The following is an 18,705-nucleotide window of genomic DNA, read 5'->3' as shown; positions in this document are numbered from 1 at the left end:
ACCTCGCCCGCGCGGTCACGTCGTCGACGCGTACCGCCGTCACGCTCCGGCGGAGAGCGCGATCTCCGTCGACTTGATCAGCGCGACGACGGAGGACCCGGCCGCGAGGCCCAGGTCGGCGACGGCGTCCTTGGTGATCGCGGCGGTCAGCTCGCCGCCCTCGACGGACACCTTGACGGAGGCCATGGCGCCCCCGGTGGCGACGTCGGAGACGGTGCCGGGGATCTGGTTGCGGATGGACAGCCCCTCGACGGGACCGGTGGCGAGCGAGACCTCCGTGGACTTCACGAGGACCTCGACCGCGGAGCCCTCGTCGAGCCCGAGGTCCCTGACGGCCTCCAGCGTGATCGCCGCGGTCACGCCCTGACCGCCGGCCAGGCGGACCTTGACGGTCGCCATGACCTCGCCGGGGGTGACGGCCACGACGGTTCCGGCGATCCGGTTGCGGATGGACAGGCTCATGAAGAAACGCCTCACAAAGAAGTCGGTGCAGGTACGAGCGGGCGGAAGGCCCTTCGTCGGGCGGAAGGCCCCTCGTACTCCTCACGCTAGGCGCGCGGCCCGGACTCCGCTCGGACCGCCTCGCACCTGCGGCAGGGACACGTCGATTCGCCTGGAACATCCTTCGACAGATCCGTACCGGCTCCCGCGTCACCACCTCCGTGGACCGGCCCGGGACACGGCGGCCACGGGCGGCGACCCGAATGCGCCAGGCGGCCGACCGACGTGTCACCCGATCGTGTGGACCCCCACGGGAGGCGGCGCACGATGACGCGGACGATCAGGGCGTGTACCGCCGCCCGTACGGGGGAGGGCCCGGCCCGCGTCCCCGCAGGCGGCGGGGCGGCGCCGCCCCGCCGTGTCCCTACACTCCCCGCACATGTCGCTCTGGCTGCTCAATCACTTCAGCACCTTCACCCTGGCCGTGGTCACGGTCGGCGGGACCGTCCTCCTCGCCGTCGCCGGCAGCGTGCTGCTCCGCCGCAGGTATCCGTCGCTCGCCCAGGGCGAGCACAACGACATGGTCGGGGTGACCCTGGGGATGTTCGGCGCGATCTACGGGATCATCCTCGCCTTCGTCATCGTCACCCTCTGGACGCAGTTGGAGAGCACGCAGACGATCGTCGCGTCCGAGGCCACCGACATGGCCCTCATCGCCCGTGACGCCGCCGCCTTCCCGCCTCCGGTCCGCGCGCGCCTCGACGGCGCCCTCAGCGCCTACGTCCACGCGATCGTCGAGGACCAGTGGCCCCTGATGCGCGAGGGGACGCCCGACTACGGGACCACCGCGGGCGAGTTCCAGGCCATCTACGACGTGCTCCAGACCTACGAACCCAAGACCGCCCGCGAGGAGGTCTTCTACGAGGAGGCCGTCAACCAGCTCAACGGCGTCGCCTCCCAGCGCCGGGCCCGGCTGACGATGGCCGAACAGCAACTGCCCCCGCTGCTCCAGGTCCTGGCCTTCGGCGGCGCGCTCGTCCTGATCCCGCTCACCTTCCTCTACGGCATGCGCAAGCTGCGCATCCAGATCCTCTTCGTCGCCTCCGTCGCCGCCCTCATCGGCTTCAGCCTGCTCCTCGTCTTCGTCCTCGACCGCCCCTTCGCCGGCGAACTCAGCGTGAGCCCGGCGCCGTACCGGGAGGGAGCGCTCGCGCCGTACTGGACGCCGTGACGCGGTAATTCGGTTGACCCGGCCGCGGGCCGGGGCTGTACTGTGCCGGGCACCACACGCCGTGGGGCCGGCATCCCGAGGAGGCAGCGGCAGCCATAGACATCCGTCCCGTGACCGACCAGGAACTCGACGTCTTCGTCGACACGCTCCACACGGCGTTCGGACGCTTCCCGGAGACCCCGGCCGAGGACGGCGGCGGGGTCTGGTGGGCGGCGCTCGAACCGGACCGCAACCTGCTCGCCGTGACGCCCGACGGGCTTCCCGTCGGCACCGCCGGAGCGTACTCCTTCGAACTCACCCTGCCCGGTGGGGCCGTGACCCCCGTCGCCGGGGTGAGCGCCGTCGGCGTCGTTCCCTCGCACCGACGCCGGGGCGTGCTCAGTGCCATGATGCGGCATCAGCTCACCGACGTGAGGGCCCGCGGGGAGTACCTCTCCGTCCTGCTGGCCTCCGAGGCGCTGATCTACGGCAGGTTCGGCTACGGACCCGCGACCTATACGCGGCGGCTGACGGTCTCGCACCATCAGGCGGCCTTCTCCGTCCCCCGGGCGCGCGGAGCGGCCGACGCGCCGGCGACCGGCTCGGACGGCGGCTCGGTCGAGGTGCTGCGGCGGGCCGAGTGCGACGGGATCCTGGAAGAGGTCTACGACCGGTACCGGCGCGCACAGCCCGGCGCGCTGTCCCGGCCGCACCGCTGGTGGGCCCGGCGCGCGGGGCAGCCCCCGATCTCACCGGCACCGCGCTACGTGGCCGTCCACCGCGACGCCGACGGCGTGCCGGACGGGTACGCCAGCTACACGATCGGCGAGCCCGACACCCTGACGGTCGACGAGACCATCGCCGCCGACGACGCCGTCTTCACGGCCCTGGCCCGGTTCCTGCTCGCACACGACCTGGTCTCCCAGGTCGTGTTCAAACACCTCCCGACCGAGCACCCGCTGCGCTGGCAGCTCGCCGACTTCCGCGCGGGACAGGTGGCCAACGACACCGACTGGCTCTGGGTCCGTCTCCTCGACGTCCCGCGGGCGCTGACCGCGCGCGGCTGGTTCCTGGACGGCGAGCTGGTCCTCGACGTCGACGACCCGTTCCTCGGCGAGCACGGCCGCTACCTGCTGACCGTCCGGGACGGCAAGGCCGAGTGCGTCCCGACGGACCGGGAGCCCGACCTGTCCCTGGACGTGCGCGACCTCGGCTCGGTCTACCTGGGCGGCACCGCCCCGAGCGCCCTCGTGCGGGCCGGTCACATCAGGGCCCACCGCCCGGGCGCGGCGGCCCTCGCCGACGCCCTCTTCCGCGCCGAGCGCTCCCCGCACTGCCTGAACTGGTTCTGACGGACCACGCCCACATCCACCGCTGCGCCTCCCCGCCGGCCCGAAAGTCCAAGTCCCGAGGTCGAGCGTCCATGTGCACAGCCCGCCGGGCGCGCTTCTGTGGTCTCCGTCCGCCGCCATGGAGCGGCGGACGGAGACCACCCAAGGAGTAACCCGTGTCAACTCCTCGAAGAAGCCTGATCGGTACGGTCGTCGCCGTGACCCTCGCGGTGGCAGGCGGCGCCGCCGCGGCGACGACACCGGCATCGGCGACCGTGAGCGCCCCCGCCGCCACGTTCAGCGTCACCGTCGGCGCGAAGGGATCGTGGACCCAGCCCGACGACACCCCGGCCGCCACCTACATCGACAAGGACGGCACCTTCTACTTCCAGCAGGCCCACGCGCTCTACGGAGCGACGGAGCAGCGCAGGTGGACCTTCTACACCGGGACGAACTTCGACACCGCCGTCCGGTCGAGCGCCCTCAGCGACGCCGTGAACCCGGCGAACGCCAACGACAAGAACAACGACACGACCTGGCGGTGCAACAACAGTCCGACCGGTCGCGAGTCCACCTTCCCGCCGGCCGGATCGGGCTACTCCCAGAAGAACTTCTGCGACCTCGCCGGGGTGTGGGTCGACCCGGACACCGGTGACTGGTACGGCCTGATCCACAACGAGTTCACACCGCAGCCCTTCGGCGACGGCGTGCACTTCGACGGGATCGACTACGCGGTCTCCACCGACCAGGGCCGGACCTGGGCCATCAAGGACCACGTCATCACCTCCCCGTACAGCACCCGGCGGGGCGACACGGCGGCCTTCCCGCAGCAGACCTACCACTACGGCGACGGTGACCAGCGCCTGTTCGTCGACACCGCGTCCGGGTACTTCTACGCCTTCTACGGCTCGCGGATCGTGGAGAAGAACGGCGGCTGGAAGGCCTTCCACGCACACGTGGCCCGGGCCCCCATCTCCGGCAAGATGGCGCCCGGTTCCTGGCAGAAGTGGTACGACGGGGCCTGGAGCGAGCCCGGTGTCGGCGGCCGCGAGAGCAACATGACACCGGTGTCGGGAGCCGACACGACCGGCTACACCCCCGTCGGGGGCGAGTACGACCCGGCGAACACCGGCACCGTGAGCCAGCAGGTCGCGGCGGGCAAGATGCCGGCCACGTCACCGCTGTTCGTCATGGACATCACCTACAACGCGTACCTGGGCCTGTACATCGGCGAGCCGCAGGCCGTCGACCAGAGCGGCAACGCGCCCCAGGAGATCTACGCCACCACCGACCTCACCACCCAGAAGTGGTTCCGGCTCGGCGACACGGGCAGCTACAAGAACGCGTCGTGGTACCGCTGGTTCCTCGACGGGGTGAACAAGACCGGCTCGGGCATCGTCGGCAGGAACTTCCGCTCCTACTGCTCCTTCGGCTGCTCGGGCGGATCGTCGAGCGAGTACGTGAACCTCGCGATCGACTCCTCCGCACCGGCCGCGCCCGTCGACCCGGGCAAGGCGTACCGCATCGCGAGCGCGGGCGGTCGCGTCCTGGCCCAGGTCTCCGGCGGTTCGGCCACCACGTCCGTGGCGTCGGCGACCGGCGCCGCCCTCGAATCGTGGATCTTCCAGGCCAACGGCGACGGTTCGTACCGCATCGCCAACTCCGCCACCGGACAGCTCCTCGGCGTCGACTCCGCCACCACGGGCAACCGCGCCTGGGGGACGAAGCCGACGGTCACCGCGGCTCCCGCGGGCGGGCCCGGCGTCGGTCAGCAGTGGTTCGTCATCCCCGGCGCCTCCGCCGCTGACGGCTCGCCGAACGGGACGTACCGACTGGTCAACCGCTACAGCGGCCTCGTGATCGGCATGTCCGCCACCGCGAACCGCCTGGCGGAGACGACCCCCACCCGGACGTGGACCAACTCCACGGGCAACGCGGTCGGCGGGACGCGCACGGCGAGCGAGCAGACCCTGACGCTCACGGCGGTCGGCCAGGCCCCCGACGGGATATCCGACGGCAACCACACCCTCACCACGAGCGGAAAGGCCCTCGACAACCCCGGCCACAGCACCACCGCCGGCACGCAGCTCGTCACCTGGGCCCCGAACGGCGGCGCCAACCAGAGCTGGCGGTTCACCCGCCGCACCGACGGCTCGTACGAGCTCGCCAACGCCGAGTCGGGGCTCTGCGCCGACATCGACGGCGGGTCGACGGCGGCCGGCGCCAAGGTGATCCAGTGGACCTGCACCGGAGGCACCAACCAGCGCTGGACGGTGACGCGACTGGCGAACGGCGCGTACACCGTCGCGTCCGTGAAGAGCGGCCTCCTGCTCACCACGGCCTCCAGCACCAACGGTGCCGCGGTCACCCAACAGGCCGACACTGGCTCGTCCTTGCAGCAGTGGACGATCAACTGACGGCGGTACGAGAAGGGTTGGCAGGGATTTCAGTCCCTCCTCGGGGTGACTGATGTGGTCATGCGCCTGACAGTATGGGTGCCGTATTACCCGCCGGTACGGCACCCATCCCGAAGGGAGCGATCAGCGCATGACCAAGCCTGAGAGCGCGGCACGCGAGTACGACGTCGTCATCAGCGGAGCCGGCCTCGCCGGCAGCGCCGCGGCGATCCTGCTCGCACGCCGCGGTGCCCGCGTCGCCCTGCTGGAGCGCCGCTCGGACCCCGCGGCGTACAAGGTGCTGTGCACCCACTCCCTCACGGCCAACGCCTACCCGGTGCTGGACGAACTCGGCCTGATCCCCGCGCTGGAGAAGGCGGGCGCCGTCCACAACGACGCCCGCTGGTGGACCCGGTGGGGATGGATCGAGCCGAGGGCGGCGGCGGGTGGACCCGAGCTGCCGCACGCGTACAACGTCCGGCGCAGCGTCCTCGATCCGCTGATCAGGTCCCGTGCGGCGGAGACGCCCGGCGTCGATCTGCTCCTCGGCCATCAGGTGACCGGGCTGATCCGGGAAGCCGGGCGGACCGTCGGGCTGCGCACGTCGACGCGGCAGGGCGAGCGCGAGATCCGGGCCCGGCTCGTGGTCGGCGCCGACGGCAAGGACTCGGCCGTGGCGGAGTTCGCCGGGGTGCCGTCGAGGCGGTTCGAGAACACCCGGTTCGGCTATCTCGCGCACTTCCGCAACCTTCCGCTGCACGGAGGGATCGGTCAGACCTGGTTCCTCGAACCGGACATGGCGTACGCGTTCCCGAACGACGACGGCGTGACGGTCCTCGCGGTGCTCCCGGACAAGAAGCGGCTGCCGGCCTTCCGCGAAGACCTGGAGGGCAGCTTCCTCGACTTCGTCCGCGCCCTGCCCGAGGCGCCGCCCATCGACACCGCCGAGCGCGTCTCGAAGATCATCGGAACGGTCGACTACCCGCTCCACAGCCGCAGGCCGACCGCCCCCGGCGTCGCGCTCATCGGCGACGCCGCCCTGACCGGCGACCCCCTGTGGGGCGTCGGCTGCGGCTGGGCCCTGCAGTCGGCGCGCTGGCTGACCGAGGCGGTCGCCCCGGCCGCGACCGGCCGCGGCGACCTCGACAAGTCCCTCGCGGCGTACGCCCGCACCCACGGCCGCCGGCTCCAGGGCCACCAGCGTCTGGCCGCCGACTTCGCCAAGGCCCGTCCGTTCAACCCCGTGGAACGGCTCGTCTTCTCGGCGGCGGCGCGCGACGAGTCGCTGGCGCGCCACATGCACCTGTTCGCGTCCCGCCTGATCGGTCCGCTGCAGTTCCTGAACCCGAGGGTCGTGGCCAAGGCCGCGGCCGTCAACGTCAAGCACCGCAGGAAGGCCGCGCGAACGGCATCCTGACCCCTCGTCAGGCGGCGGAGGCCATCGCGTGGGGACGCAGGACCATGAGCGAGTCCTCCCAGGTCGCCACCATGGCGAAGGGGAACCGGTCGAGTTCGAGGCAGAGGGCGACGTCGTCGGGATGGACCCCCTCGCGCACCCCCTCCGTCAGCTCGGCGGCGGCGCGGGACTCGGCGGCGCGGCGGAGGAACCCGGCGGCATCGGTCCCGGCATCCGCGCCGTCATCGGTACCGGGCTCGGTGCCGGCCTCCGCGCGGGCCTTGGTGCCGGCCTCCGCGCCGGCCTCCGCGCCGAGCTCCGTGACCCTCCCGGCGATGTACTGGGCGCAGGCCAGGTCCTCGTCGGCCCGCCCGTCCTCGCCGGTGACCACGAACGTGACGCGGTCGCTCCCGCGCTCCCGCAGGAGCCGGGCCGTCGCCTCCGCCACCACGAAACTCGCGCACAGCACCAGCGACGCGTCCTTGACCGCGAGGGCGCCGACCGTGCCTGCCGTGGTCTTCTGCACGACGGTCCGCCCCCCGAGGTCGTAAGACCGCAGCAGACCGGGCGAGTTGACGGCGTCGAAGCCGGGAGCGGCCGGGCCGTCCTTGAGCGTCACCCACTCCGGATGGCGGGCCTTGAGAGCCAGGGCCTCGTCCAGCGACTCGGCCAGCACGATCCTCTCCGCGCCCCGGTCGAAGGCCCAGGCGGCCACGGTGAAAGCGCGCATGACGTCGACCACGACCGCCACGGAGGGGACTTCGGCCAGTTCGGGGATACCAAGGAAACGAGCGTTCATGCGGATCATGATCGCCCACGCCCGATCCGACGGACCCGAAGTGCCCGGAGAGTGCTCCGCATCACATCGGAGGTCCCGGCTCCGGTTCCCCTTAGAGTGGCCCGCCCACCCCGCATCGACCTGGAGGTCCACCGTGTCCGACGCCCGTACCCCGCTGCCCCCGTCCGCCCGCCCCGGGGCCTCGGCCGCGGACTCCGCGGCGATCTGGGCGGTGATCACCGGGATGTACGAGGCCTACGAGGCCGGGGACCGCGTCGCGATCGACGCGCGGCTCGACCCCGAGGCGACGGTCTGGGACTCGGCCGCCGAGCCGCTCCTGTGCGGCAAGGCCGACCTGGACCGGATCCGGGACGAGCGGCCGGCGACGGGGGAGGGCGCGGAAGGGCCCGAGGAGGCGGGCCTGCTCGCCGACGAGCCCGTCGTGGACGTCTTCGGCGACCTCGCCGTGCTGCGCTACCTGCTGCGCGTGGACTTCGCCCCGGCCGGCGACGGCCGCGCGCTGCTGCCGGAGCTCGTGCGCAACACCGCCGTCCTGCACCGGGGCGCGGACGGCGTCTGGCGGATCGTGCACCTCCACGAGGACGTGCGGCAGGCGGGCGGAACGCCCGGGACGCCGGACGCCTGACCCTGCCGGATGTGCGCGGTGCACGGTGGCCCCGACCTGCCCTGCTGTGCGCGCTGCACGGTGGCCCCGACCCGCCCGGCTGTGCGTGCTGCACGGTGGCCCCGCCCCGCCCGTGCGCCGCGCACAGCCGCTCCGCAGCTGCCGCTCGTTAGCGTCCGTCCATTCCCTGAGACAGCCGGGAGGCGGCATGACAGGCGGCACGACATACCGGGTGGCCATGGACATCGGTGGCACGTTCACCGATGTCGTCGCGTACGACGAGACGCGCGGCACCTATCTCGCGGCGAAGGCGCCGACCACGCCCGGCGACCTGGCGGAGGGCGTCTTCGCCTCGCTGGGGCGCGCGGTGGACGATCCCGCCGCGATCTCGTTCTTCGTCCACGGGACGACCCAGGGCCTCAACGCCCTCCTGGAGCGCAAGGGCGCCCGGGTGCTGCTCCTCATGTCCGAGGGCATGCGGGACGTCTACCACATCGCCCGCGGCAACCGGGACCGCATGTTCGACCTGCACTACCGCAAGCCGGTGCCGCTCGTGGAACGCCAGGCCACGGCCGAGGCGGGCGGCCGGCTCGACTGGCGCGGCCAGGAGCTGCGACCGCTCGACGAGGAAGCCGTACGGGCGGTGGCGCGCAGGGTCCGCGCGGAGGGGTACACGGCCGTCGCCGTCTCCTTCCTCTTCGGATACGTGAACCCCGCGCACGAGCTCCGCGCCGGGGAGATCCTCGCCGAGGAGCTCGGTGACGACGTGATGGTCGTCCTCTCGCACCGGGTCGCGGGCGAGTGGCGCGAGTACGAGCGGACGTCGTCGGCCGTACTCGACGCCTACACGGGGCCGGTGGTGCGCCGCTACCTCGGCCGGATCGAGGAGCGGTTCGCCGAGCGGGGCCTCGGCGTGCCCGTCCAGGTCATGCAGTCCTCCGGCGGCGTCGTGAACGCCGCCTTCGCCCGCAGCCACCCGCTGCAGACGCTGCTCTCCGGACCGGTCGGCGGCACCATGGGCGGCGTGGCCGCGGCGGCCCTGCTCGGTCGGCCGAACGCCATCTGCGTCGACATGGGCGGCACCTCGTTCGACGTCTCCCTCGTCCTCGACGGCAGGCCCGACATCTCCAACGAGGGCACCGCGGACGGCTTCCCGGTCCTGATGCCCCTGGTCAACCTGCACACCATCGGCGCGGGCGGCGGCTCGATCGCCTACGTGGAGGCCGGCGGACTCCGGGTCGGCCCCGAGTCGGCGGGCGCGGCCCCCGGCCCCGCCTGCTACGGGCGCGGCGGCGTCCGGCCCACCGTGACGGACGCCAACGCGGTCCTCGGCCGGGTGGATCCCGAGTGGTTCGCGGGGGGCCACATGACGCTCGACGTCGACGCCGCCCACCGCGCGGTCGACGGACTCGCCGCCGAACTCGGCCTCTCCGCCGTGGAACTCGCGGGCGGCGTCTGCGACGTCGCCAACGCCAAGATGGCGCAGGCAATCCGTACGCTCACCGTGGAACACGGCCTGGAACCCCGCGAGTTCACCCTCCTCGCCTTCGGCGGTGCGGGACCCATGCACGCTGTCGAGATCGCCAGGGAACTGGGCGTGTCCGAGGTCGTGGTGCCCCGCTTCCCCGGTGCGTTCTCCGCCTGGGGCATGCTCGGCACCGAGGTCCGCCGCGACCTCACCCGCCAGTTCTTCACCCCGGGCGACGCCCTGGACGGCGCCGCGATGGCGGCCGCGCTCGGCACGCTGCGCGCGCAGGGCCTCGCCGCCCTCGGAGAGCAGGGCGTCCCGGCGGAACGCCGTCGCGTCGAGCACACCGTCGACATGCGGTACGAAGGCCAGGACTACACGCTCACCGTTCCGCTCGACTCGACGGAGGAGCCCGCGTCCGAGGGCTTCCTCGCCCGGGTCTCGGCCCGCTTCGCCGCCCTCCACGAGCGCCGCTACGGACACGCCACCGCGGGCGCCCCGGTCGAGTTCGTCACCCTGCGCACCACGGCGCTCGGCGCGGCCCCGGCCGCCGCCCCGGTCGCGTACGCCCCGGAGCCCGGGGAGAACCCGTGGGCCGGCCGCGTCAAGCCGGTCGTCTTCGACGGCGTCACCCACGAGACCCCCGTCCTGCGCCGCGAACACCTCCCCGCGGGCGAGGAGTTCAACGGACCGGCGATCGTCGTCGAGGCCACCTCCACCACCGTCGTCCCGCCCGACGCGCACGTCGCCGTCGACGCGAACGGCTTCCTCGTCATCAAGCTCGGAGGCACCGCGTGAGCACCCCCACCACGGGCACCCGACCCACCACGGGCACCCGACCCGCCGCCGGCACGGTCGACCCCGTCACCACGGAGATCATCCGCTGCGCCCTGCTCCAGGCCGCCGAGGACATGAACACGACGCTGATCCGGTCGGCGTACACCCCCACCATCTACGAGGCCAAGGACTGCGCGGTCGCGCTCCTCGACCGTGACCACCACGTCCTCGGCCAGTCCTCCGGGCTGCCCATCTTCCTCGGCAACCTGGAGGAGTGCACCCGCGCGACGGAGCGGATGTACGGCACCGACGTGTGGCGCGAGGGCGACGTCTGGGTGCTCAACGACTCGTACATCGGCGGCACCCACCTCAACGACGTCACCGTCTACGCGCCGATCCACGTCCGCGGGGAACTCGTCGGCTTCGCCGCCTCCCGCGCCCACTGGATCGACATGGGTTCGAAGGACCCGGGCGGGTCCATGGACTCCACGACGATCTATCAGGAGGGCCTGCGCATGGGCCCGTTGAAGATCTACGAGGCCGGGGAACCCTGCGTCCTCACACAGGACCTGATCGCCCGCCAGGTCCGCTTCCCGCAGCCCACGCTCGGCGACATGCGGGCGCAGGTCGCCTGCGCGCTGACCGGCGCCCGCCGGCTCGCCGAGATCGTCGAACGGTGGGGCACGGAGACGCTCCTCGCCGCCCGTGACGCCATCTTCGCGCAGACGGAGCGGCGGGAGCGGGAACAGATCGCCGCCATCCCGGACGGCGTGTACGAGGCGACCGGGCAGCTCGACAACGACGGCATCGACCTCGACACCCCGCTCCCCGTGACCGTGCGCGTGACGATCGACGGCGACCGGATGACGATGGACGTCACGGAGTGCGCGGACCAGGCGACCGGCCCGGTCAACTGCGGCGCCGCGCAGACCGTGGCCGCCTGCCGCGTCGGGTACAAGCTGCTCGTCAGCGGTGAAGTACCCCTCAACGGCGGCTCGTTCAAGCCGCTCGACGTCCTGACCCGGCCCGGCTCGATGCTCGCCGCGATCGAACCCGCCGCCTGCCAGTACTACTACTCGCACCTCGGGCTCGTCATCGACCTCGTCGTGCGCGCCCTGGCCCCGGCCGTGCCGGAGCGGGCCGCGGCGGCCTCGTACGGCGACTCGATGATCGTGCAGTTCACGGGCCTCGACCCGCGCACGGGCAAGCTCTTCGTCTCCCAGGAGGCGACGGTCGGCGGCTGGGGAGCCTGGGCGGCCGGGGACGGCGAGTCCTGCCTCATCAACAACGTCAACGGCTCGCTCCGGGACATGCCGGTGGAGGTCCTGGAGACCCTCTTCCCGGTACGCGTCGAGGAGTACGCGGTACGGGAGGACTCGGCGGGCGCCGGGCGGACCCGGGGCGGCAACGGCGTGGTGCGCCAGTACCGGTTCACCGCCGACCAGGACCTCTCCCTGTGGTGGGAGCGTTCGGTGACCCCGGCGTGGGGACTGTTCGGCGGCGAGGCCGGGGCCGCACCCCGGGTGACGCTCAACCCGGGCCGGACGGATGCCCGTTCCCTGCTCAAGGTGAACGCCCTGCCGGTGCGCGAGGGCGATGTGCTGCGCTGCGAGAGCGGCGGAGGCGGCGGCTACGGCCCCGCAGCCGAGCGGGCCGCCGATGCGGTCGCCGAGGACGTCCGGCAGGGCATGCTGAGCCCCGGGCGCGCCGCCGCCGACTACCCGTCCGCGCCGTCCCGTTGACCGGTTCCGGCCCCCGGTTCCGACCGTGGTCCGGACGCCGGCTCCGACCGTGGTCCGGACCCCGCTCGCGGTCCCTCTGATCCGCCGGTCTCCGGCTCGTCGAGCAGCACCCGGCAGGCCAGGTGCAGCGGCAGCCGGAGACCGGGATCGTCGGGATCGCACCCCAGCGCCCGCAGCCGTTCGAGCCGGGCGGCCACGGTGTTGCGGTGCACCCCGAGGCGGGCCGCCGCGACGGACGGCGCCCCGCCGACATCGAGCAGCACCGCCAGGGTCCGCAACAGGGCCCCGCCCCGGTCCACGGCCAGCAGCGGCGCGAGCAGCAGGGCGGCCGGACCGCGCAGGGCCTCCCGGGGCAGCGCGGCGAGCAGCCGGGCCGGCCCCACCCGGTCGGCACGGACGACGCCGCCGAGCGGCACGACGGCGACCGCCGCCACCGCCTCCGCGAGCGCCCCGCCCAGCCCGTCGAGCCCGGCCACCGGACCCGCCACCGCCCCCGCGACCGGGGGCAGCCTGCCGGGCTCGGCGGACGCGGCCCGCAGCCGGCGCTCGGCGCGGGCGACGGGGTCCTGGTGCGCGTCCCCCGAAGCGTCGACGGCCTCCCAGGACACCCACACACCGTCGTACCGCACGAGCGGACCACCGCCGACGCCCGCGCGCGCCCAGCGGGCGGTGAGCAGCTGCCCCACGGCCGGTTCGGCCGCGTCCCCGGGCCGCAGGGCGTACACGACGAAGGGCCCGCGCAGCGGCCAGCCGAGAGCGACCGCCCCGGCGATCAGCGGATCGTGCCCCGTCGGCTCCCCGCCGTCGTCCACGGCACCGGGCCCGTCCTGGCGGGCGACCCCGCCGGAACGGTCGAGGAGTTCCCGCAGCAGGCCCGCCGCATGCCGCTCGGCGCGCTCGGCGGCGAGCCGTTCACCCGCCGCCCAGGCGGTCAGCGGCGCCACGGCGAGCCCCAGCACCTCCCGCACGGTCCCCTCCCAGCCGGCCGCCCGCGCACGGAACCGCGCCGTCAGCACCGCCAAGCGCTCCCCGCCGGGCCCCGGGACGTCGACCGTCACCGCCAGGGCGGTCCCTGCCGGGTCGTCGAGGGCGGCGGCACGACCCGCGACGAGCTCGCCCGACGGGGCGGTGAGCGCCACGGACGTGGACGGCAGGACGGCGTGGAGCGCGGAGAGGAGCCGTACCGGACGGGTGCCGGCCTCCGCGATCCTGCGCGCCGCGCCCGCGACGAGGGCGGTGCGGCCCGCCTCGGGCCGGGCGACGGCCGAGGCGATCCGGACCGCCGCGTCCAGCGCGTCCCCGGCCACGACGAGGAGCGGGACGCCGAGCCGGCCCGCCAGCTCGGCGACCGAGTCAGGATGACCCGCCTCGCGCGAGACGACCACACACGCGGCCGCGTGCTCCCAGGCCTTCCGCAGCGCCATCTCCACGGTCCAGGCGGCAGCGGCGGTCCCGGCGGTGAGGACGACGGCGGTACGGGGCTGCACCCGGTCCAGGGCGGCGAGCCGGTCGACGATGCGCACGGCCACGATCTCGGCGGCGCCGTCACCGGCCCCGTACACCTCGACGTCCCCGAGAGGACCGTCCTGGAGGAGCTCGGCCAGCGTGAGCGGACGGACCGCGGCGGCCGGTCCGCCCGTACGGGAACCGTCGTCGCCGCTCATCGGCCGCCTCCGCTTCCCGTACGGGCCAGCGCCCGCCCCTCAGGGGTGTACCAGGCTTCCGGAGCGTCGATGACGACGATTTCCACGGCCATGCCGGGCACCGCGCGCTCGACGTCCAGGACCCCTCTGTCGGTGGCGGAGAGCATCAGGATCTGATCGGGCAGGGCCGCGACCTGAGCACCGTCGGCGAGCGCCAGCAGGACCTCGTTGTGCGCTTCGAGCCGGAACCGGCGGCGCAGCCCCTCGTCCTCGTCGACGAGGACGCTCGTCGGCCGGGACGGCAGGGAGGCCCCGTAGGGGAGGGAAGCTCCGTAAGGGAGGGAAGCTCCGTACGAGGGGGACACCCCGTAAGGGTCCGCGTCCAGGCTCCCGTACGCGCCGGCCGACTGCTCCACCGCGACGATCCGCCCCTGGCACAGGCGCCGGGGCCGCCAGGCGGCGAACCGCGTACGGCCGGTGTCCGTGCCGGCGGCGACGGCCCGGCCGACGGTCCCGGGGACCAGGCACGCCGCCAGACGGGCGCCGTCCATCGGGTACGCGGCGACCACCGCCCAGCCGCCGGACGCGGACACCAGGGGACGGATCAGGTCCTCGACCTGACCGCGCCCGGACTCCAGAGTGACGACGTCACCGCCGGGGGTGGCCAGGGCGAGCGGGGCCGGGGCGGCGCCCGCGAGGGTGAACAGCGTCTGCTCCAGGAGGGGCAGCACCCGCCCGCAGCCGTCGCCGTCGACGAGCGGGAGGCCGCAGCGGGCCGCGGCCGCGAAGGCGATGAGCGCGTTCTCCGCCGCGGTGTTGAGCGGCACGACGGCCTCGGCCCGCCGCCCGACGAGACGCTCGACGGCCCGCACGGCCCTGACCGGTTCGTCGCCGAGAGGCAGCTGCTCGGCGAGGGCGGCCGAGGCACCGGCCAGCGTCACGGCCACACAGAGCCCCACGGAGTCCAGCTGCTCCGGGGAGAGCAGAGGGACCGGGCCGTGCGCGGCGAGTTCGGCGGCGGCCCAGTCCAGGGCCACGCGGTAGGCGGACTCCTCGGTCCCCGCGGCGAGCACCCGCGCACCGACGGCCAGGTGCTCCAGTTCCTCGGCCCCCAACAGGCGCACCGGCCCTCCGCCGACGGCACCGGGGCGACGCGCGGTCATCGGACGGCCCCCGCGACCGGCTCACCGGCCGCGCGCACGGTCACCCTGTGCACCCCGGCCGGCAGATAGGCGACGGGAGCGTGGGCGAGGCCCTCGACCCGTACGGAGTCGGGGGCGGCCCCGGCCGCGACACAGCGCGACAGGGCGTGGTCGCGGGCGGCGGCGAGCAGCTGGTCGAGCTCGGCGCGGCCCGCCGCCGAGACCACCTGCTCCAGCTCGACCCGGCACTCGGCGCGGGCCGCGTACCGGGCGGCGTCCGTGAGCCGCGCCGCCTGGGTGGCGGCGTCGGCGGGCGGTGCGCCCACGGACTCGGCGGCGCCGCCGGTGTACAGCGTCGCGGAGCCGGGAAGCCGCTCCCGCAGACGCGCCGCCTGTGCGGCGACCGAACCGGCCGTGCTCTCCCCGACGACCTCCACGATGTCGGGGGCGCCGAGCGCGAGCCGCACACCGAGGGGGCCGGGCACGGGGACGCGGGTGCGTTCGGGCTCCCCGTCGCGCACGACGAGGCAGCGGACGGAGCGGGCACCCGCGTCGATGACGACCGCATGGCCGAGCCCGGCGGGGGCGGGACCGGCGGGGGCGAGGCGGGAAGGGGCGGGACCGGCGGGGCCGAGGCGGGAAGGGGTGAGGCCGGCAGAAGCATGGCCGGCAGGAGTGAGGCCGGCAGGCGTGGAACCGGCAGGGGTGAAACCGGCGCGGGCGAGGGCGCCGCGCGCGCCGCAGGCCGCGGCGGGGGCCGTGGCGATCACCGGGTGGCGGCGGAAGTACTCCGCCGAGACCAGCCCGCCGTCGTCGCGGGCGAAGAAGAGCGGGGCGGACACGCCCGCCGAGCGCAGAGCCGTCCGGCAGTCGGCGACGAGCTCCTCGGCCCAGCCGCCGAGGGCCGCGTTGACGACGGTGGCGTTCTCGCGTTCGCGCAGCCCCGCCGAGCCGATCTCGTACGAGAGGCTGAGCGTCGCTCCGGGGACGGCGGCGGCGAGGACGGCCGCCGCTTCGAGCTCCGGCTCGGGCCGGGCAGGAGCTCCCGCCGCGCACACCGCGAACACCGACAGGCCGGCGTCCCGCGCGCGGGCGGCGAACGCGGCGACGGCGGCGCGGTCGAGCGGGGCGAGCGGCCGGCCGGTGACGGCGCTGCCGCCGACGACGACGGCGGTCATCGCCCCGACGGCCGCACGGGCCGCCTCGGGCCAGTCGGCGAGCGGGGCGAGAGCCGGGTGGCACGCGGGGGCGATCCGCAGGACGGCGACCGGCCGTGGCCGCGGGGGCCGGCGCGCGAGGTCGGTGACGACGGCGACGGCCCCGACGGGGCCCGGGAACGGTCCGAGGGCGGCGAGCACGCGACGGAGGCAGACGGCCGTCCGAGGGGCGCTGTCGACGACGGCCTCGGCGACGACGCGGCCGGTGGCGTCGGCGAGCGCCGCCGTGGTGGTGGCGCGGCCCACGTCGATTCCGATCCTCACGCCCCCATCCTTCCACCGGCCGCGATCACGGCGACTCGGGACCACGACGCACCCGCCTGCCCGCCCGCTCCGGTCCCCGGCCCTGGCCCCGACCCCGGTGTCCGCTACTCCAGGTCCTTGCCCTCGGTCTCCGGCAGCGGGGCCGCGCACAGCAGGGCCACGACGAGGAAGGCCATGATGAAGAGGATCGTGGACGAGTAGCCGGTGGCCCGCGCGAGCAGGTAGCCGACCACGGACGGGGCGAGCGAGGTGGCGCCGAGCTGCGCAGCGGTCGCCCACGAGTAGCCCGTCGCCCGCAGGGCCGTCGGATAGAACTCGCCGTTCCACGTGTTCCAGACGCCCCACGCACCCAGGCAGAAGAACGACAGCGCGAAGTTCGCCACGTACAGGGTGGTCAGGGTGTCGGCGTACGCGAAGGCCACGCCGGAGACGGCGGCGAGGGCGAGGTACGGCAGGAAGACCTTCCGGCGGCCGTATCGCCCGGTGAGGAGGGATGCCGAGACATAGCCGGGGATCATGAAGACGGCGCTCAGGGCCACGAACCCCAGGCTCGCCGACATGCTGAGGCCCTTCTCCTGGAGGAGCGTGGGCAGCCAGGTCTGGAGCCCCCAGTACCCCCAGTTGAAGGTGAAGTTCACGACGAGCATCAGCACCGTGATGCGCAGCAGACGCCCCCGCAGGAGGTCCAGCGGCTGTCCCGGCCGCTCCTTCCCGCCCGTGTGGGAGGTGGCGAAGACGGTCCCCTCGGGCACGTCCGCGCCGAGCCGGCGCAGCACCGCGGCGGCCTCCTCGTGCCGGCCGCGTTCGGCGAGCCAGTACGGGGACTCGGGAACCCAGGCGCGGATCGCGAGGACCCAGACACCCGCGAGACCGCTCGCGATCGCCACGACGTGCCAGCCGAGCCCGCCCACGAACCGCGTGACCGCGACGGCGAGCAGAACGCCGATCGGCCAGCCGATGGACAGGTAGACGGCGGCCCGGCCGCGCAGCCGCGAGGGCAGCAGCTCCAGGAAGTAGGGAAAGGTCACCGTGTAGATGCCGGCCAGGGCGAGACCCGAGAGGAAACGGGTCATCATCAGCACCGTGAAGGTCGGCGAGAAGGCGCTGGCCAGCGCGATCACGCCGTAGGCGGCCAGCGACCACAGACAGACCGCGCGCCGCCCGATCCGGTCGGAGACGGGCCCCCAGACGAGACTGCCGGGGATCATGCCGAGGGCGACGGCGGACAGTGCCCAGCCGATGGCGCCTTCGTCGATGCCGAAGTCGGTCCCCAGGTCCCCGGAGACGTAGACGAGGGCGAGCTGCTCCCAGGACTCGATGACGAAGGCCATGAAGAGGGCCACGGCGGCCAGCAGGTGCGCCTTGCGGAACGGCATGTCGTCGAACCAGGACCCGACGGTCCGCGCGGGCTCGACACCTCTGACGGGACCCTCTCCGGCCCCCGGTACTGCTTCTCGTACGGCGCTCATCGACTGTCCTTCCGGGCCCCGAAACAGGCTACGCGTCCCTCGACCTGAGGGGTGGCGGCACCTTAGACACCCGACGCCCCGGCGAACTGTGCTCCCCGCACGGACATCGGCCGGGCGGCTGTGCCCCGTGCACAGCCCCGGCCCGCCCTCACGCGCTGCACCGCCGGGCGGCGCTCGGCCGCGGACCGTGCGGAGCCCCCGGCGGGAGTCGGGTCGACGGCCCGGGGACCGGACCGGGACCGGGGACGGTGCGGCGACGGCGGGAGACACGGGTCAGCCGGTGCGGCGACGGCGGGCCAGAGCCGTCCCACCCAGAGTGACGGCGACGAACCCCAGCAACAGCGCCACATAGGCCCCGCCGAGACCGTTGCCGGTCCCGAGGCCCCCGTCGGCGGTGGCCGCGACCAGCCCGCCGAGGGCCAGGCCGATCGCCCCCGCCGCCACCGCGGTCAGGGCTCCGCGCGGCCCACGGGCGATGCCGGCACGACCGGCCGGGCGGGTCAGCGCCAGGACCGCGATGACCACACCGGCCAGCGCCACCAGACCGCCCGTGGTGGCTCCGGCCCGCCCGAGGCCGAAGTCGTAGACGCTGGCGGCGACGGGCCGGGTCGCGGCGTCCGCCGCCGCTGGTGCGGCAAGGCCGAGGCCTCCGAGCACGGCGGCCGCGGCGGGGACGAACAGACGACGAACAGACATGGGACGGCTCCTTCTCTTCCTGTGACGGGACGGAGCCCGATCCTGTCGCCCTCACCTCCTCCGGTCGTCTCGCGGACGCGGACACTTCGCCCTACCGCGAACGCGGCAGG

The 18,705-nt window shown here is 74.1% G+C and carries 14 protein-coding genes; 7 read left to right on the top strand and 7 right to left on the bottom strand.

Annotated features, from left to right (window positions below; translation table 11 throughout):
* Nucleotides 1-39 precede the first annotated feature (39 nt).
* Nucleotides 40-462: a TOBE domain-containing protein gene (locus ACZ6K0_RS36705; RefSeq protein WP_469235742.1), complete on the bottom strand. Its 423-nt coding sequence runs from the start codon at nucleotides 460-462 to the stop codon at nucleotides 40-42.
* Between the two features lie 418 nt (nucleotides 463-880).
* Between ACZ6K0_RS36705 and ACZ6K0_RS36700 the strand changes: the two genes are divergently transcribed.
* The 4 genes from ACZ6K0_RS36700 (at nucleotide 881) to ACZ6K0_RS36685 (ending at nucleotide 6,795) form a co-directional block, all read left to right on the top strand.
* Entirely contained in the window at nucleotides 881-1,672 is a 792-nt protein-coding gene (locus ACZ6K0_RS36700; protein ID WP_376412265.1) for a bestrophin-like domain, read from the top strand.
* A 95-nt stretch (nucleotides 1,673-1,767) separates the two neighbouring features.
* Nucleotides 1,768-3,003, top strand: a complete 1,236-nt coding sequence (locus ACZ6K0_RS36695; protein ID WP_376412262.1) for a GNAT family N-acetyltransferase — start codon at nucleotides 1,768-1,770, stop codon at nucleotides 3,001-3,003.
* A 155-nt stretch (nucleotides 3,004-3,158) separates the two neighbouring features.
* Entirely contained in the window at nucleotides 3,159-5,399 is a 2,241-nt protein-coding gene (locus tag ACZ6K0_RS36690) for an RICIN domain-containing protein (RefSeq protein ID WP_469235740.1), read from the top strand.
* 130 nt (nucleotides 5,400-5,529) lie between these two features.
* Entirely contained in the window at nucleotides 5,530-6,795 is a 1,266-nt protein-coding gene (locus tag ACZ6K0_RS36685; protein ID WP_469235738.1) for an NAD(P)/FAD-dependent oxidoreductase, read from the top strand.
* Nucleotides 6,796-6,802: 7 nt separating this feature from the next.
* On the opposite strand, the gene ACZ6K0_RS36680 is transcribed toward ACZ6K0_RS36685, so the two are convergent.
* Nucleotides 6,803-7,573, bottom strand: a complete 771-nt coding sequence (locus tag ACZ6K0_RS36680; protein WP_469235736.1) for a 2-phosphosulfolactate phosphatase — start codon at nucleotides 7,571-7,573, stop codon at nucleotides 6,803-6,805.
* A gap of 133 nt (nucleotides 7,574-7,706) precedes the next feature.
* Here ACZ6K0_RS36680 and ACZ6K0_RS36675 point away from each other — a divergent pair, with 133 nt between their 5' ends.
* The 3 genes from ACZ6K0_RS36675 to ACZ6K0_RS36665 all read left to right on the top strand — a co-directional run bounded on the left by ACZ6K0_RS36675 (nucleotide 7,707) and on the right by ACZ6K0_RS36665 (nucleotide 12,164).
* Complete coding sequence (locus tag ACZ6K0_RS36675; RefSeq protein ID WP_469235734.1) at nucleotides 7,707-8,198, top strand: YybH family protein; 492 nt, start codon at nucleotides 7,707-7,709, stop codon at nucleotides 8,196-8,198.
* 187 nt (nucleotides 8,199-8,385) lie between these two features.
* Nucleotides 8,386-10,443, top strand: a complete 2,058-nt coding sequence (locus ACZ6K0_RS36670) for a hydantoinase/oxoprolinase family protein (RefSeq protein WP_469235732.1) — start codon at nucleotides 8,386-8,388, stop codon at nucleotides 10,441-10,443.
* A complete protein-coding gene (locus tag ACZ6K0_RS36665; protein ID WP_469235730.1) occupies nucleotides 10,440-12,164 on the top strand; it encodes a hydantoinase B/oxoprolinase family protein in 1,725 nt (574 codons plus the stop codon). Before ACZ6K0_RS36670 ends, ACZ6K0_RS36665 begins: the two co-directional genes overlap by 4 nt.
* Here the strand turns inward: ACZ6K0_RS36665 and ACZ6K0_RS36660 are convergent.
* The 5 genes from ACZ6K0_RS36660 to ACZ6K0_RS36640 form a co-directional block, all read right to left on the bottom strand.
* Entirely contained in the window at nucleotides 12,140-13,828 is a 1,689-nt protein-coding gene (locus tag ACZ6K0_RS36660; RefSeq protein ID WP_469235728.1) for a PucR family transcriptional regulator, read from the bottom strand. The genes ACZ6K0_RS36665 and ACZ6K0_RS36660 overlap by 25 nt on opposite strands.
* A complete protein-coding gene (locus ACZ6K0_RS36655; RefSeq protein ID WP_469235726.1) occupies nucleotides 13,825-14,970 on the bottom strand; it encodes a DUF917 domain-containing protein in 1,146 nt (381 codons plus the stop codon). The genes ACZ6K0_RS36660 and ACZ6K0_RS36655 overlap by 4 nt, the downstream gene beginning before the upstream one ends.
* Nucleotides 14,967-16,430: a hydantoinase/oxoprolinase family protein gene (locus ACZ6K0_RS36650; protein WP_469235724.1), complete on the bottom strand. Its 1,464-nt coding sequence runs from the start codon at nucleotides 16,428-16,430 to the stop codon at nucleotides 14,967-14,969. The genes ACZ6K0_RS36655 and ACZ6K0_RS36650 overlap by 4 nt, the downstream gene beginning before the upstream one ends.
* A 104-nt stretch (nucleotides 16,431-16,534) precedes the next feature.
* Nucleotides 16,535-17,899: an MFS transporter gene (locus tag ACZ6K0_RS36645; RefSeq protein WP_469235722.1), complete on the bottom strand. Its 1,365-nt coding sequence runs from the start codon at nucleotides 17,897-17,899 to the stop codon at nucleotides 16,535-16,537.
* 273 nt (nucleotides 17,900-18,172) lie between these two features.
* Entirely contained in the window at nucleotides 18,173-18,595 is a 423-nt protein-coding gene (locus tag ACZ6K0_RS36640; RefSeq protein WP_469235720.1) for a DUF6223 family protein, read from the bottom strand.
* Nucleotides 18,596-18,705 lie beyond the last annotated feature (110 nt).

The sequence above is a fragment of the Streptomyces sp. NPDC042346 genome (genome assembly GCF_055581845.1).
Note: the sequence above shows the minus strand (reverse complement) of the source record. Positions and strands in the feature narration are given on the sequence as shown.

Bases quoted from the DNA above. Each gene is read 5' to 3' on its own strand.
- ACZ6K0_RS36700 (WP_376412265.1), top strand. From the start codon at position 881: ATGTCGCTCTGGCTGCTCAATCACTTCAGCACCTTCACCCTGGCCGTG.
- ACZ6K0_RS36640 (WP_469235720.1), bottom strand. From the start codon at position 18,595: ATGTCTGTTCGTCGTCTGTTCGTCCCCGCCGCGGCCGCCGTGCTCGGA.
- ACZ6K0_RS36705 (WP_469235742.1), bottom strand. From the start codon at position 462: ATGAGCCTGTCCATCCGCAACCGGATCGCCGGAACCGTCGTGGCCGTC.
- ACZ6K0_RS36655 (WP_469235726.1), bottom strand. From the start codon at position 14,970: ATGACCGCGCGTCGCCCCGGTGCCGTCGGCGGAGGGCCGGTGCGCCTG.
- ACZ6K0_RS36680 (WP_469235736.1), bottom strand. From the start codon at position 7,573: ATGAACGCTCGTTTCCTTGGTATCCCCGAACTGGCCGAAGTCCCCTCC.
- ACZ6K0_RS36670 (WP_469235732.1), top strand. From the start codon at position 8,386: ATGACAGGCGGCACGACATACCGGGTGGCCATGGACATCGGTGGCACG.
- ACZ6K0_RS36685 (WP_469235738.1), top strand. From the start codon at position 5,530: ATGACCAAGCCTGAGAGCGCGGCACGCGAGTACGACGTCGTCATCAGC.
- ACZ6K0_RS36660 (WP_469235728.1), bottom strand. From the start codon at position 13,828: ATGAGCGGCGACGACGGTTCCCGTACGGGCGGACCGGCCGCCGCGGTC.
- ACZ6K0_RS36645 (WP_469235722.1), bottom strand. From the start codon at position 17,899: ATGAGCGCCGTACGAGAAGCAGTACCGGGGGCCGGAGAGGGTCCCGTC.